The organism is Sphingobacteriales bacterium (genome assembly GCA_016699615.1).
In the GTDB taxonomy this organism is placed as follows: domain Bacteria; phylum Bacteroidota; class Bacteroidia; order Chitinophagales; family JADIYW01; genus JADJSS01.
Genome location: CP064984.1, coordinates 2,839,423 through 2,855,170, shown reverse-complemented (window position 1 = coordinate 2,855,170; position 15,748 = coordinate 2,839,423). Strand labels below are relative to the sequence as shown.

Below are 15,748 nucleotides of genomic sequence, written 5' to 3'. Positions count from 1 at the left end.
ATGCTAGATTATTTATAAAATATAAAATTATTGATTACTAATACATCCATATTCGTGTTTTGAAAACATAGAGTATGTAATTAAATTATATTTTTCATTTGAGATTATAAACTATCTAACACATCTTGGATAGAGCCGTACATATTGTTGTAATATTTATTTATATCTTGCTTTTTTATCCAAATAGCTTGTTCTATATCTTCTTCTAGTTGTGGTGTTAGCATCTTGTTATTTTTAGATTGCACAACAAACCAATGTGTTAGTTTTATACATTTTATTCTATCATTTTCATAATAATGGTAAGTAATATTTTGTTGAGTGTCTTTTAATGAAATAGGTTTTATAATATTCAGATATTTTACGCCTGTCTCCTCTTCTATTTCTCTAAGTGCTGCTGCTTCAATAGTTTCTCCAGCATCAATTTTTCCTTTTGGTAAATCCCAACTACCACGTCTGTAGATTAACAGAAGCTCCATCTTATCATTAAACACAACACCTCCAGCTGCTTCAATAACACTGAAATAATTAAAGAAATCTGTTTTTAGTTTCTCAACATTTTTATGAAATATAATGATGTTGTTTGTATTTTCTTGATTTAAGACAAATTGCTCTATCAACTGCTCTATATCATTGTTTTTCATATAGTTGAGCATTATATACAGGCTCAAGTCTAATGCAATATCTACAATTGCAGGACTTTGTGCTAAATACACATGCTTTTTATTGACAAAAATTTTATACATTTGATTCATAATGGAAAATTTAGCTTACAAACAAAAATTAGCAGAATATTTATTGCAAATAAAAGCAATTCATTTAAACTTACAAAATCCTTATACTTGGGCAAGTGGATGGAAATCTCCAATATACTGTGATAATAGGATTATACTTTCTTATCCTGAAGTTAGAGAATTTGTAAGAGATGGATTAGTAATGCTTATCAATGAATACTTTAGTCAAGCTGATTGTATAGCTGGTGTAGCTACTGCTGGTATTGCACATGCAGCAATGGTAGCAAACGATTTACATCTACCAATGGTATATGTACGTTCTAAGGCAAAAGAACATGGTAAAGAAAATTTAATTGAAGGTGAGTTAAGACATGGTATGCGTGTAGTGGTGATTGAAGATACAATATCTACTGGTGGTAGTAGCCTAAAAGCAATAGAAGATTTGCGTGCTGCAGGTGCAGAAGTAATTGGTATTTGTGCAATTTATAAATATGGATTTGAATCTGCTGTTCAGAAATTTAAAGAAGCAGGTGTGCCTTTAAAAACTCTTACTAATTATGACTTTGTAATTAGAACGGCCAAAGACATGAAACATATAGAAGAAGATGAAATTCTTGCATTACAAGAATGGATACAAAATCCAAGTGATTGGCAAAAATAATTAAGTATGATTTTATTAATTGATTTCCTTTCATGGAAAACATATGCAGTGCCATTAATTGGCGCATTTATTGGTTGGATTACAAATTTTATTGCAATAAAAATGTTGTTTCATCCAAGAAGACCAGTAAAGGTGCTTTTTCTTACATTTCAAGGTATTTTTCCTAAAAACAAACCAAGAATTGCAAATAAGTTGGGCACAGTTGTACAAAGAGATTTAATAAATTTTTCTGATATCAAAGATAGATTAAAAGACCCAGATGCATTATCTAACTTCAAAGAAGAAATTGCTTTAAAAATTGATGATGCCATAAGAGATAGAATTGATAAAAATCCAATATTGAAAAATATTGTACCAGACCAATTTATACAAAATATACACAAAGCCATTGTAAAAGAAATAGAGCTAAATCTTCCTGAAGTTATAGAATCATCAATTACTAAAATAGAACAGAAGTTAGATATACAAGAATTGGTAAGAAATAAAGTAAGTAATTTTTCTGATGAAAAACTTGAAAATATGTTGATGGATATTACTTCACGTGAGTTTAAGTTTATAGAAGTAATAGGTGGTGTACTTGGTTTATTAATTGGAATTATGCAATTAATCATACAATCTTTCTAATCAAAAATGGATAGACCAATTTTAAATATTCCAACAGATATCGAACAATATTTTGCTACTGATGTATTTGATAAAATAGATGCTATTAACGGTAATGAGCAAGCAAATTGGGGCTTGATGACATCACATCATATGTTGGAACATTTAGCATTGGTGCTTACCTTTCCATTAGGCAGAATTAATTTGCCACTTTTTACACCAGAAGAAAAATTAGAAAAGAATAGAGAATTTCTTCATTCAAATTATGGTATGATGCAAGGCTTTAAGTTTCCTTTACTACCTAAAGATAAGGTACCAGAGCTGAGTACAAAAAATATTGCAGAAGCAAAATTATTATTGAAAGAAACAATAGAAGCTTTCTTATCAAAAATAAATGAAGAAGATTTTGACACAGCACTACATCCAATCTTTGGACAAATCAACAAAGGAGAATGGTTGATTTTTCAGTACAAGCATTTTGCGCACCATTTCTCGCAATTTAGTATTGCATACTAATTATTTACTGACTTAATATTTCGTTTCCATAAATTACTATTCCAATACACAACATTGAATAATAGTAAACAAACCCAATATACTACCTCGCAACCCCAAGCAATGTATAATGGATATTGATGTAGCTTAATAAAATAATAGCAATAAGCAACATAGGCAACTGCACATACTAATTCTACTATTGCTGGTGTAGTTGTATTGCCTGTACCTATTATTACTTGGTTCATTATCATTGCTGATGAGAAGAATAGCAAACCAATCATCAAAGTATAGAATGGTGCTATTGATGCGTTTAATAAAGCAATATCATCTGTAAATAATCCAATTGTATAGGTTGGAAATAAAACAATAATTAGATTCATGGTTAATGATATACTTACCGTAAAAATCAATAATTTATTGAGTGCTGGCTTTACTAGCTCTATTTTATTTTGCCCAATAATATTACTTATCATCGTATTTGAGGTTGATGATATGCTCCAAACTGGAATTCCAAGAAAAACAAATAATGTTTTTAATATGCCAGAAACTGCCAACTCATCTTCGCCTAATTTTTCTATAGATAAAAAGAAATATTGCCATGATGTAATACCAATTATATTTTGCAATACTATTGGCGATGATAGATTCAAAATCTTTTTTATTGTTTTTAAATGTATTTCTTTAAACTTAAATACTTTATATTTTATATGATATTTATAGTTTACAAAATAGGCAACATATACAAGAAACATTACCACATCTGCAATTGCTGTAGATATAGCTGCACCTTTTATTCCCATAGACTCAAACCCAAATTTTCCATAAATCAATGCATAACCTAATACAATATTTGTTATTGTCAAGGCAATTGTAGAATAAGTTATAACTTTTGTTTTACCTATGCCTGCAAAAAATGCATTAAAACAAAAACTAGCTATTGCAAATGGTACAATAAGATTTAAAATAGAAAGATAAATTTTTATATCATCTTGTATAGCTTTTGATTGAACCAAACTCTCGACAACCAATTTAGACAAAAATACAAGAGTATCATTACAACAAAAGAAAGTACAACACCAATGAGTAATAAATGGTCGAATGCAGAACCAATTTTTTCGTTGTTTTGTTCGCCAGCATGTCTTGCAATAATTACTTGTGTACCACGAGCAAATCCGCCTGCAATGAATGTAATATTTAAAAAGAAAATTCCAGCTAATGTAACAGCATCTAGAGAAATTTTTGAATAATTGCCTAAATATGCTGCATCTATAATTTGATTGATACTATGCGCCAAACTGCCAACAATAATTGGAAAACTTATTGTCCAAATTTCTTTATACGTACCTTTGAGTTGCATGTTGCAAGATATTGATTTTAACGTTATCTAATAATTATTCATTATAATCATTAGTCAACGAAGTCCTTCACATCTTCCATTGGTCGCCCCAGAGTCTGTTGCCACCATCAACATAAAGTGTTTCGCCATTTATATATGTTGCCATCGGCGATGATAAAAATAAAACCGACCAGCCAACTTCTTCCATTGTGCCCATTCTTTTATTTGGAATGCTGTCTGTAATTCCTTTTAGAATTGCTGGTGGATAGGTATCTAAGCCAGAAGATAAAATAATACCTGGTGCTACTGCATTTATTCTAATATTATACCTTGTCCATTCTATAGCAAGTGTTTTTGTCATATTATCAACGCCAGCGCGAGCTGCACCTGTGTGTACCATACCAGGAAATCCTCTAAATATATTAGCAATTATATTTACAATATTTCCATCTTGTTGTGGAATAAAGAATGTTTTAGCCATAATTTGTGTTACATAAAAAGTACCAATTAAATTATTTGTAATAACAGCTCTAAATCCATTATAAGATATATTTTCTGATGCAGCAGGAAATTGCCCACCAGCATTATTAATTAGTATATCTAATCTTCCACTTTCTTCTTTAATTTGATTTGCTAATTTCTCAATTTGTTCTGGTTCTCTAATATCTGCAATGGCACTTTTTACATTGCCAAATTCAGCCAATTCGTTTATTGCCTTACTTATCTTTTCTGGATTTCTTGATGCTATATATACTGTAGCACCTAATTCTAAATATTGTTTGGCAATAGTATATCCAATACCACTGCCACCACCAGTTACTAAAACTATTTTGTCTTTAAATAAATTTGACTGAAACATATCCTATTTTTTGTACAAGATAAATAATATTCTTCTCATAAATTCACAAAAAACAAATGATAAGTATGTATAAAAAGAATGGGAAAAAATATTGTAATATTGCAATATATTATTTTTGATAGTAATTATGCATTAAAATAAAAAAATAAGGAATAGTAGCTATGCAGGTAAAACAATTTTTATTAAAATATAAGAAACCACTTTTAATCATTTCATCACTAACTATTCTTCAGTTGATTTGGGGATTTGATCCTAAATTTTGTATAATAAATTTAATTTGGTTGTTGGTATGATTAATATATTAGTATTGTGTACAGGAAATAGTTGTAGAAGTCAAATTGCACATGGCTACTTAGAACAACTTACAGATGGAAGAAAAATAAAAATATTTAGTGCAGGCATAGAAACACACGGCGTAAATCCTCGTGCTATTGAAATAATGAAAGCTGATGGAATAGATATTGCTCATCATACATCAAATCATATCAATGAATATAATGACATAAATTTTAGTTATGTCATTACAGTTTGTGATAATGCAAAAGAAAACTGTCCATATTTTCCTACAGATGCAAAATTATTTCATTATAATTTTCCTGACCCAGCGAAAGCAACAGGAACAGAAGAAGAAATTATGGAAGCGTTTAAAAAAGTAAGCGCTATGATTAAAAAATACTGTGAACTATTTGTTGCTGAAAATCTAAATAACATAAACTAACTCTGTTATTGAATATTGATTAAATTTGTAGAAAGATTTTAGAAATGAAGACTTTATTAGATAAGAGTACTCAACAAGAAATATTTTCAAGAATAAATCAGCTAAAAAGCAATAGTGAAAGAAAATGGGGAACTATGAGTGTTTCACAAATGTTGAAACACATGTCGATAGCATTTTCTGTACCTATAAATAAATTACAACTACCAAAAGACAAATTATACTATTTATCTGCCAATCCAATTGCAAGAAAATTATTAATAGATATAATACCTTGGCCAAGAAACATGGTAACTGCTAAAGATTTTATTGTAAAAGATGATCCACAATTTGAACAAACAACACAAGCAACAATCAATGTGGTAAATGAGTTTATTAATAGTAATGATTTTTCTGGCTCTCATCCAGTTTTTGGTGTAATGGATAAAGCAACTTGGGGCAAAGCTATGTACAAACACTTTGATCACCATTTAAAACAATTTGGCGTATAAAATGATTTCAGAAAAATACAATCAGCGAGGCGTATCTGCTACAAAAGATGATGTACACGCAGCTATCAAAAATGAAGACAAAGGCTTATTTCCTCAAGCGTTTTGCAAAATCTATCCTGATTATCTCACCAATGATGATGATTATTGTAGTATAATTCATGCTGATGGTGCAGGCACAAAATCAGTGTTAGCATATATCTATTGGAGAGAAACAGGCGACTTGTCTGTGTGGAAAGGCATAGCACAAGATGCAATTGTTATGAATACAGACGACTTAATCTGTGTTGGAGCAACAAGTAATTTTTTATTGTCATCAATAATTAATAGGAATAAACATCTAATTAGTGGTGATGTGATAAAAACAATCATTGATGGTACAAATGAAGTTGTAGAATTATTACGTGAATATGATGTAAATATCATTCCGATGGGTGGAGAAACAGCAGACATGGGTGATGTAATTCGTACCATTTCTGTAGATGCAGTAATGACAGCAAGAATGAAAAGAAATGATGTAATAAATAATTCTAATATAAAAGCTGGAAATGTAATCATTGGTTTGGCATCATACGGACAAGCAAGTTATGAACAAGAATACAATGGTGGAATGGGCAGTAATGGCTTGACATCAGCAAGACATGATGTATTTTCAAAAATATATGCCACAAAATATCCTGAGTGCTTTGATCCAAATACAGATAATAAATACATCTACGCAGGCACAAAATTAGTAACAGAAAAAATAGATGACACACCTTTAGATGCTGGAAAATTAGTGCTCTCTCCTACTCGAACATATGCGCCAATTATCAAAAAAGTAATATCAGAAATTGGTGTAAAAAATATCAATGGAATAATACATTGTAGTGGTGGTGCACAAACAAAAGTATTACATTATATAAACAACTTACATATCATTAAAAATAATTTATTTAATATTCCGCCATTATTTAAACTAATACAAAAAGAAAGTAATACCAATTGGAAAGAAATGTATCAAGTATTTAATTGTGGCAGTAGAATGGAAATATATTGTGATGCAAATTTTGCAGAAACTATTATTGCTATTTCTAAATCATATAATGTAGATGCACAAATTATTGGTTACGTTGAAAGTTCTGAAAATAAAAAAGTAACGATACAATCAGAGCATGGTACTTTTGAGTACAATTAATTTTTGTATTTCAAGCCAGCTCTTTTCCAACGTTTGTGTGTCCAAAGCCAGAATTCAGGTTTTACAATAATGTCTTTTTCTAAATATTCAACATACTTAGACAACATTTCATCAACTGTAGATTGACTTGCATCATCAGTAATTCTTTCAAATTTTATTTCGTAATGTTGTGCATCAATATTTTGAATAGATGCATAAAACACAGTTGCATTAGATGTTTTTGCTAACTCTGCAAAGCCTTTGTAAAATGGTGTTTCTGGAACTCTTAAGAATTTTGTCATGTAAGATTTATCAACATTTACTGGAGTTTGATCTGCAATAAAACAGAAAATACTATTCGTAGAATTATAGCTACTTATATTTTCTTTGATGTCATTCGTATCAATTAATTTCAATCCAAATCTGCCTCTATTTTGTTTAATAAATTTATCAAATGTTTCATTATTTAATTGTTTGTAAATACCATACGTTTGTAGTTTTGTTTCTAAGCTTGTCAACAATACGGCATATTCCCAATTTCCATAATGTGCTGTAACCACAAAAATATTTTTATTTAGTTTTTCTGCATTCATCAAATCTAACTTTGCTTGATGATGTAGCCAAATTTTACTTTTCAATTCATCTTTAGAAAATGAAATAGATTGTATGTTTTGAACAATGATATTTGATAAATTTTTGTAAAAATTCTGTTCTATATATTGTAATTCAAAACTGGACTTATCTGGAAATGCTGAAAAAAGATTTACGCGAACTACATCAAGTCTATAATTTATTATTCTATATAATAATATATAAATAAAATATTTCAATAGATTTAGAAAAAAACTTGGAGTCTTGGAAAATAGAATCAAAATAAAAATGAGTACTTTTGTCAATATTTTTTTTATCATCTGGTTATAAAAATATAAAATACAATTGTATATCAATAATTTTTTAAGTATGGATAATATTTTAACAACAGAACCTTTATACCTTGCACCAATTTCGGCATACAAAATATATGCAAACACAGAAAATACATACTTTGATATTACTCAACAGTATCCCAAAACATCATTCACAAACAGAACATATATTCTCGCTGCAAATGGTGCGCTAAGAGTGAGTATTCCACTAATTCATCAAGGAATTGAACATAGAAAATATGCTGATATTAAAATTTCTTATGCTGAAAAATGGCAAAAAGACCATTGGACTAGTATTATTTCAGCTTATAGACGTTCACCATTTTTTGAATTTTATGAAGATGATTTAAAACAATTTTATCAATCTGAGTATGAGTATTTGTATCAGCTCAACATTGCATTGCACAATTGGATTAACCAAAAAATTGATTTAAAGAAATTAGAAATCAAAAAGCAAAATGAACAAAAATATCAATCCATCATCATCGATAAAGAACAAACTTGTGAACCTTATCTTCAAGTTTTTTCTGATAGGTTTGAGTTTCAAAACAACTTAAGTATTATAGATTTACTTTTTAATCTTGGTAGCAAAGCATCCAAAAATTATCTATTATCATAATACAAAAAAGGCTACCTTTTAGGTAGCCTTAAAATTATAATTTTATATTACAAATTAGTCCAAAACTTTGTGGATATACTCCATCTTGCTTATATTTTTTTGCATATAAAAACTTGTAATTTATTCCTAATGATATTTTGTCCTTTATTAACTCATAGTTTAATGAAGTTTCTGCAAAACCGCCATATAGTATAGAATTTAAAACATATGGTCTAAATCCATGAAAATTTAAATACGTTTCATTTAATTCTGGTACATAAACGAAATCATATGACCAATCAACAATTGGATCTGTATAGAAATGATATCCCAATCCAAATCCTATTCCAATTCTCCAGTTAAACTTATTCTTTTGAATTGGTATAAAACCAATACCTATATCTACATATGTTTGATTTGCAGTATATGCAACTTTTCCACTTCTTTGGCTATGACTCAAGATTGGATGATACAAATCATATGGAAATGTATTAGAATTTTTTGTCCAATCAAATTTTACAACTGCTGGTTTATAGAAAAATAAATTTACAGATGTAGATAAGAATATTTTAGGTTTCAAAAAATAATTATACTGAACTCTAAGCCCTATTCCATGTCCAACTTTCTTTCCTACATTTACCGAATCATATACATTATTGTAGTTGAACCTATCATCTGGTCCTAAAAGTCTAATTTGATTTGTTGGATGATCTCCATATTTATGATGAGCATAATGTAAAGCGATAGATAATTCGTGTTTCTTTTGATTTACAATATTTTTTTCTTTCAAATTATTATTACAAAATATCGAAAGATTGTTTAGCACTAGTAATAGAAGATATATATATTTCATAATTAATAGTTTCTATATGTAATAGTCAAATCTGTATGATTAGTTCTTCTAATCGGTAGGATATGTGTTCCATTGTAATTGATTGTTCTAAAACCCCATCCCCAATTCTGTCTTAGTTGAACATTATTTACAAAAGAACTTCTATACATTTCATATTTATCGATTAAATCGTCTTTACGAGTTATTGTGGAACTAAATGAAATATTTAAAATTGGAATGCCTAATACATCTGCTTTTATACCAATGCCTGATACTTGTTGATTTTTTATTACTCCACCATCTTGTTCATATGTGCCAATTAATGATCTAAAATCAATAATATGCCAATTATCATGTAAAATATTATTAATATAATTACCTACTATTATCTCATTTGTAGAACCAGCTGCACTTGCAGATAAATTAAGAGTTAATATTGTAGCAAATCCATAAAAACCTGTTGTATAACTTGTTGGACTATTTCTAAAAAATTTAAATTCTGGACCACCATTACCATCAAATACATTACCATTAGTATTAATTGTTTCGATTCTAAATCTATCAAATACATCTTGAACTTTTTCAGTTCTTTGATTAGAATTTACTAAAGCTGAATCTTTTAATAAATCTTTAAGCCATATATAAGGAATATTGCTATAATAATTTGGGCTACTATTCTCAAAATCTTCATTTGGTCTTATCAAAATTACTGGATTGTTTTTTATATATGCTCTATTTACAATTTCTTCTTTTATATTATTATATACCTTGTAAGTTAATAAATCATAGGCATTACCTACTTCTTCTTCTTCAGTTAATGGATAACCTACTATTGGCTGTGTGCTTTCATTCCATTTTTCAATATATTCCCAATAAATAGCCATATCATATGTATTTATTAGTTCTCTAAAATCATCTAAACTTATTGAAGAAATATTGTTATATTTATCATATAACATTTCTTCAAAACTATCATAAAAAAATCCTGTTCGATTGTTAGTATATTGAACTTTTGGTGAGTATTTATCATAAAATATATAAAAATCTTTAATTGTAATATTTTCATCTTTTTTCTTTTGATATATAGCCTTCTTTAGAATATTTACATTTCTATTATTTTTAAAAATTTCAGAAAATACTTTAGATAAATTTGAAAGTTCCTTATCTATTTTTTTTACATGAAAATCTTCTAATGATTTTATTATTTCTGTATTATTTTCTTTCTTACATGATGTATATATAAATGATAGACAGAATATAAATATTATAATTTTTGCTGTTTTTTGAACTTTTTTCATTTTATTTTTTTATTTTTTTATATTAAAATTTGATTTTTGTTAGTAGTCTACAAGTATTTCCTTAACACTAAGGCGGCTCTACAAATTTTAAATAAAAAAATAATCGTAATGGTATATAAGATATTACTGCTGACTGCTGACTGCTGACTGTAGTTCTAATATTTGATATTACAAATTGCATCTTATAGTTTTAACACAAAGATACTATAATTAAGATGTATATAAATAAAAATATTCACAAAAATAATTTATTATCTAAAGGATACAAAAAAAGGCTAACTAAAAGGTAGCCTTAAGATTAGCTAATAAAAACAATATATTATGCCTATGCCTAATTTTATAAAACTACTACCTCCAACTCTATCTCCTTCTTTGGCTCTTTTACTTATATCTGTAAAATAGTGATTATATCCAAAAGTTGTATTAATTCCAATTCCCTTTTTTAATATAAATTGATAACTCATATTTCCTGAAATCCCTAAGTCATTATATTGCTCAAAACTAGTACTGGGATATAATGTTTCATCGTTGATTTGAGGAAGAGGATCGAATACTCCAATAGTAATAGCATCAGTAATATTTCTATATTCAAGACCGAATCCAAATTTTAATTTATGTTTTACATTATTTATTGCATAGAAATTTCCAACTATATTAAATAAAATACCAGAGGTAAGGCTTGGATATTTATAATCATAATTCTGGTCTTGTACATCTTTCTTCCAATCATTTAATTTAACTTTAGCTCTATTAAAACCCAAAGAAGTTTGCAAACCAATCCAACGATTAAAAACATGTTCATAAGTAACATCAAGCATAACGCCAGTTTTGAAATATTGATTGTGATTATTATAATAAAAATTAGCTCCTAATATGTTTTTTTTGCTTGAAGATAATGTGTCGTTTCCATATGCTATATTTGCTAAAACAATTACAAATATAAATAAAATATTTTTTTTCATATAAGTTATATTAATTTATTATGATTGGCATTGTGAAATATACCCCATTCATGTGATATATTGGCCATGTTTGCTCTACGCCATTTCCTAAATTTGTATTTGGTCTATTTGTATTAAAAAACATAGTTCTATTATATGTATTAAAACCAACTTCATCATCATTTGTTCCAATATTTAAGTTTACACCAATTTGAACTTTTTTCATTTTGTTTTTTTTATTTTTTATATTAAAATTTGATTTTTGTTAGTAGTCTACAAGTATTTCCTTAACACTAAGGCGGCTCTACAAATTTTAAATAAAAAAATAATCGTAATGGTATATAAGATATTACTGCTGACTGCTGACTGCTGACTGCTGACTGCTGACTGCTGACTGTAGTTCTAATATTTGATATTACAAATTGCATCTTATATCTTTAACACAAAGATACTATAATTAATATTTATCTAAATAAAAAATATTAACAAAAAATAATTTATTATCTAAAGGATACAAAAAAGGCTACCTAAAAGGTAGCCTTTCATTTAGTACTATTTTAGAATTTATTTAATTAATAGTTGGAAAGTAGATATACCATCTTCATTTTTCAAGCTTAAGAAATAAATTCCACTATCAATATTTTGTAATTGAATTTTCTTATTATTCAATCCACTATAAGCATCAAAAGTTTCATTATATATATTTCTTCCTGAAACACTAGTTACACTTAATTCATATGTTGAATATTTTTGAGCATTCAATTCAATTGTAAATACACCATAATTTGGATTAGGATAAATTTTCAAACCTATTGATGCTGCATTATTTCTAATAGAAGTAACCACTACATTAAATGATGCAGACTTGTCAGATTTACAACCATTAGCATCTACAACTTGAACTGTATAATTTCCATTACCACTTGATGTCGTAGAATAATATGGTACAGTTGTGTTTGCAATTGGTGTAACAGCATTGTTTAAAAACCATAAGTAGTTTGTTCCATTTGCTGGACTAATAAAGATGGTATCCCAATTTATTGATGCATCTCTTGAAATTGTTCCAACTGATGGTTTTGCATTCACGTTTATTGTAGTATTTGCATTACCAGAAAGTGTTGGACAACCAGTCAATGAACCATTAACAGAATATGTAGTTTGTGTAGATGGTGCCACTTTAATAGATGCAGTTGTTTGTGTAGTATTCCATGTATAATTATTAGCACCTGATGCAGTTAAAGTGATGCTATCGCCTTCGCAAATTGTACTTATATTTGGATTTTTAGTAATAGTAACTGTAGGATTTGTTGTTGTGATTGTTACAGTTGCACTAACAGAATCTGATTTACAACCATTACTTGCTGTACCTGCAACTTTATAAATTGTAGTTGCTGTTGGCGAAACTGAAATAGATGTTCCAGATTGACCATTACTCCAACCATAAGTTGCTGCACCAGATGCAGTAAGTGTTGCAGATTGTCCTGCACATATAGTAGTATTTTGTGGAGTTACATTCACTGTAGGTTTTGCTTTTATAGTTACACTTACTTGAACACTATCAGATGTACAACCATCTGTTGTACCTGCAACTTTGTAGGTAGTATTATTTGTTGGAGAAACTGTAATTGAATTTCCTGTTTGACCATTGCTCCAAGCATAAGTTGTTGCTCCACTTGCATTAAATGTTGCACTTTCTCCTGGGCAAATTTGAATATTAGAACTATTTACTGAAACAGTTGGTTTTGTTTTTGCATTTATTGTAATTGAAACAGAATCTGATGAGCAACCATTAGTAGTACCTACAACTTTGAAAACTGAGTTATTATTTATTGTAGTTATTAATGGGTTTGTAGTGGAACCATTATTCCAAACATAAGTTGATGCACCACTTGCTGTTAATGTAACTGAAGTACCAGGACAAACAGAAGTGCTACTTGGATTAATTGTTGGTGTTGGTTTGTTAGTAACCGTGATTGATTTAGTAATAGAATCTTTATAAGTATCTTTAAATATAAATAAGGTAATATTATAAGTGCCTGCACTATTAAAGCTTGGATTTACTGTAGTTGTAGATGCTGATGAATTTGGTGTTCCACCTGTAATTTTCCATCTAACAGAATCAACAGCACCTGAAGTAGTGTTTGTCAATAATACATTTTCTCCAACACAAATTGATGATTTACTTAATGTAAAATTAGGAATTGGATTTTGAATAGGACCTGTTACATTGATATTATCTAAATATATGGTATGTCCCCAAAGTCCATAATTTCTAAAAACTACCTGAACTTCTGCTTTATTTAAGAAACTCGCAGGTATTATTATGCTATCTTTTCTCCATTGATTTGTAGTAGGATAAAATTCATCGCCCATCCCTGGTAAAAAAGTTGCTAAATCACTTCCACCTTTTTTATATACTGAAGTAAATGTAGATCCGCAATTATCTGTTAACAAAACTTCTAAAGTATCATTTATAGTTTCAATTGTGCCACTACCTGCATCACCATAAAACGGTGTATATGCAACATCAAAATTAATTTTTAAATTTGTTTGCCCAACTGTACTAAACCTTGGAGACATAATATCGTCTTTTCTTTTGTTACCATTAAACTCTGTATTGTTATATATCATGCTTTTATTTCCAATTCCGTATGCGCTATACCCTTCTCTAATTTCCCAATTATGATATACATTCGTTGTACGTTTGAAGAAATTCCATCCAGATGGAGGAAATACATTTCCTTCAAAATTTTCTAGTATTGGTAAATTAACGATGTTAGAAAAAACTACATTTATTTGTCTCGTAGTTGTTGAAGTACCCTTTGGTGTTACAACTGTAAGTGTTACATTTTTTGAACCCGGAGAATTAAATGTAATGTTTTTTGGATCTTTTTGACTGGATGTTGCTGGAGTTCCATCTTGAAATGTCCACGACCATGAAGTTGCGTTGTATGACCAAAATGATTTATCAGCAAAATTAAATACTGCTGAGCTTGCACATCTAGTTTGTGTAATTTGAGTATCAAGGAAGTTAGCTAAAGGTAATGGTAAGATTGTATCACATACTGGAGAATTAAGTAATGAAGAACGAAGATATCCATTTTGCATGGTAGTTTGCATTCTTTCTTTTTGATTCTCTGTAAACATATTTGAACAATTGTCATTTACATAATCCATATAGTTCATAAACATTTCTCCATAAGGTGCTCCACCACATGTATTCATTTTGGGAAAAGTCGGACATCCATAATTTTCTTCCTGATGAGTTGGTGTATCATTACAGAAATCATCTCCGCATTCATCATCTCCCCAAATATGTCTTAATCCTAGCCAATGTCCAATTTCGTGTGTTGCTGTGCCACCATCATTATAGTCTGGATCATTATTTATACTTTTACCAAATGCATATGAGACACATACTATACCATCAGTATTTATAACTTTTTCATTTTCATCAAGTATACCATCTAATCCTGTCATAGTTGGGAATGTAGCATAACCTAATAATGAACCATTAGAGCTTCTTGCTCTAGGAACTATCCATATATTCAAATATATTGATGGATCCCAAATAGTTCTAGGTTTTATTAGTTCGTCAATATATGTGTTTAACCAACCACTTCCACTAGGTGTTGATGCACCTATACTAGTTCTATTTATTCTTTCTATTCCAGGTTCTGATAGTACTTGTCCATCTGGAGCTATTTTTGCAGGACAAAAAGTAATTCCAGTGTTAGCAACAAAACCACTAAACACACTTGGAACATTATTAATATAACTACTTTGTCCAGAAAAATTTCTATTTAAAATTGCAAACTGTGAGTCTATTTGAGCTTTAGGAATATTTTGACTCAAATCTGAATATAAATTATATACAACATGTACAATAACAGGAATAACAATACTGTTTTCTGTTCTTGCATTTTGATTGTTAGTTTTAAACTTTTGGAGTTGTTTTTGAAATACATTTTCCCATTCTTTACTTGGTGCTATTGTTCCACATTTACCAGCTGAAATGTTATTCTTTTGGTTATTCTCAGCAAAAATAATAGAAGAGAATACGATTAATAAGAGTAGAAGTATTTGTTTCATATATTATTTGTTAA

17 protein-coding genes are annotated in these 15,748 nt (G+C 28.8%); 7 read left to right on the top strand and 10 right to left on the bottom strand.

Going from position 1 to position 15,748, the window contains the following annotated elements:
* Positions 1 to 104: 104 nt before the first annotated feature.
* Entirely contained in the window at positions 105 to 752 is a 648-nt protein-coding gene (locus IPK18_13665) for an NUDIX domain-containing protein (GenBank protein ID QQR97855.1), read from the bottom strand.
* 1 nt (position 753) lies between these two features.
* Here IPK18_13665 and IPK18_13660 point away from each other — a divergent pair, with 1 nt between their 5' ends.
* From IPK18_13660 to IPK18_13650, 3 genes are read left to right on the top strand one after another with little or no spacing between them, the layout of a single operon-like run.
* Positions 754 to 1,392 carry an orotate phosphoribosyltransferase gene (locus IPK18_13660; GenBank protein ID QQR97854.1) on the top strand — a complete coding sequence of 213 codons (639 nt, stop codon included), beginning with the start codon at positions 754 to 756 and terminating at the stop codon, positions 1,390 to 1,392.
* A gap of 6 nt (positions 1,393 to 1,398) precedes the next feature.
* Positions 1,399 to 2,016 carry a DUF445 family protein gene (locus IPK18_13655; protein QQR97853.1) on the top strand — a complete coding sequence of 206 codons (618 nt, stop codon included), beginning with the start codon at positions 1,399 to 1,401 and terminating at the stop codon, positions 2,014 to 2,016.
* Positions 2,017 to 2,022: 6 nt separating this feature from the next.
* On the top strand, positions 2,023 to 2,511 hold the full coding sequence (locus IPK18_13650) for a DUF1569 domain-containing protein (GenBank protein QQR97852.1): 489 nt from the start codon (positions 2,023 to 2,025) through the stop codon (positions 2,509 to 2,511).
* Here the strand turns inward: IPK18_13650 and IPK18_13645 are convergent.
* The 3 genes from IPK18_13645 to IPK18_13635 form a co-directional block, all read right to left on the bottom strand.
* Positions 2,508 to 3,530, bottom strand: coding sequence for an MATE family efflux transporter (locus tag IPK18_13645; protein QQR97851.1), 1,023 nt, complete (start codon positions 3,528 to 3,530; stop codon positions 2,508 to 2,510). The two genes, IPK18_13650 and IPK18_13645, sit on opposite strands and share 4 nt — an antisense overlap.
* Positions 3,473 to 3,850, bottom strand: a complete 378-nt coding sequence (locus tag IPK18_13640; protein QQR97850.1) for a hypothetical protein — start codon at positions 3,848 to 3,850, stop codon at positions 3,473 to 3,475. The genes IPK18_13645 and IPK18_13640 overlap by 58 nt, the downstream gene beginning before the upstream one ends.
* Positions 3,851 to 3,917: 67 nt before the next feature.
* Positions 3,918 to 4,688, bottom strand: coding sequence for an SDR family oxidoreductase (locus tag IPK18_13635; GenBank protein QQR97849.1), 771 nt, complete (start codon positions 4,686 to 4,688; stop codon positions 3,918 to 3,920).
* A gap of 289 nt (positions 4,689 to 4,977) precedes the next feature.
* Here IPK18_13635 and IPK18_13630 point away from each other — a divergent pair, with 289 nt between their 5' ends.
* Genes IPK18_13630 through IPK18_13620 form a run of 3 tightly spaced genes read left to right on the top strand, consistent with a single transcriptional unit; the run spans position 4,978 to position 7,068 of the window.
* Positions 4,978 to 5,406 carry an arsenate reductase ArsC gene (locus IPK18_13630; protein ID QQR97848.1) on the top strand — a complete coding sequence of 143 codons (429 nt, stop codon included), beginning with the start codon at positions 4,978 to 4,980 and terminating at the stop codon, positions 5,404 to 5,406.
* 44 nt (positions 5,407 to 5,450) lie between these two features.
* Positions 5,451 to 5,894 carry a DUF1569 domain-containing protein gene (locus tag IPK18_13625; GenBank protein QQR97847.1) on the top strand — a complete coding sequence of 148 codons (444 nt, stop codon included), beginning with the start codon at positions 5,451 to 5,453 and terminating at the stop codon, positions 5,892 to 5,894.
* Position 5,895: 1 nt separating this feature from the next.
* Positions 5,896 to 7,068 carry a phosphoribosylformylglycinamidine cyclo-ligase gene (locus tag IPK18_13620; GenBank protein ID QQR97846.1) on the top strand — a complete coding sequence of 391 codons (1,173 nt, stop codon included), beginning with the start codon at positions 5,896 to 5,898 and terminating at the stop codon, positions 7,066 to 7,068.
* On the opposite strand, the gene IPK18_13615 is transcribed toward IPK18_13620, so the two are convergent.
* Positions 7,065 to 7,958, bottom strand: a complete 894-nt coding sequence (locus tag IPK18_13615; GenBank protein QQR97845.1) for a lysophospholipid acyltransferase family protein — start codon at positions 7,956 to 7,958, stop codon at positions 7,065 to 7,067. The two genes, IPK18_13620 and IPK18_13615, sit on opposite strands and share 4 nt — an antisense overlap.
* A gap of 49 nt (positions 7,959 to 8,007) precedes the next feature.
* Between IPK18_13615 and IPK18_13610 the strand changes: the two genes are divergently transcribed.
* A complete protein-coding gene (locus IPK18_13610) occupies positions 8,008 to 8,592 on the top strand; it encodes a WbqC family protein (GenBank protein ID QQR97844.1) in 585 nt (194 codons plus the stop codon).
* Positions 8,593 to 8,626: 34 nt separating this feature from the next.
* Here IPK18_13610 and IPK18_13605 read toward each other — a convergent pair whose 3' ends face one another.
* The 5 genes from IPK18_13605 to IPK18_13585 form a co-directional block, all read right to left on the bottom strand.
* Positions 8,627 to 9,361 (bottom strand): hypothetical protein, encoded by a 735-nt coding sequence (locus tag IPK18_13605; protein QQR97843.1) that lies wholly within the window; start codon positions 9,359 to 9,361, stop codon positions 8,627 to 8,629.
* Positions 9,362 to 9,426: 65 nt separating this feature from the next.
* The gene (locus IPK18_13600) at positions 9,427 to 10,701 is read right to left on the bottom strand and encodes a hypothetical protein (GenBank protein ID QQR97842.1); all 1,275 of its coding nucleotides are present in this window, start codon (positions 10,699 to 10,701) and stop codon (positions 9,427 to 9,429) included.
* Positions 10,702 to 11,003: 302 nt separating this feature from the next.
* Complete coding sequence (locus tag IPK18_13595) at positions 11,004 to 11,663, bottom strand: hypothetical protein (protein QQR97841.1); 660 nt, start codon at positions 11,661 to 11,663, stop codon at positions 11,004 to 11,006.
* Positions 11,664 to 11,673: 10 nt separating this feature from the next.
* Complete coding sequence (locus IPK18_13590) at positions 11,674 to 11,868, bottom strand: hypothetical protein (protein ID QQR97840.1); 195 nt, start codon at positions 11,866 to 11,868, stop codon at positions 11,674 to 11,676.
* 338 nt (positions 11,869 to 12,206) lie between these two features.
* On the bottom strand, positions 12,207 to 15,734 hold the full coding sequence (locus IPK18_13585; protein ID QQR97839.1) for a PKD domain-containing protein: 3,528 nt from the start codon (positions 15,732 to 15,734) through the stop codon (positions 12,207 to 12,209).
* Between the last annotated feature and the right edge of the window lie 14 nt (positions 15,735 to 15,748).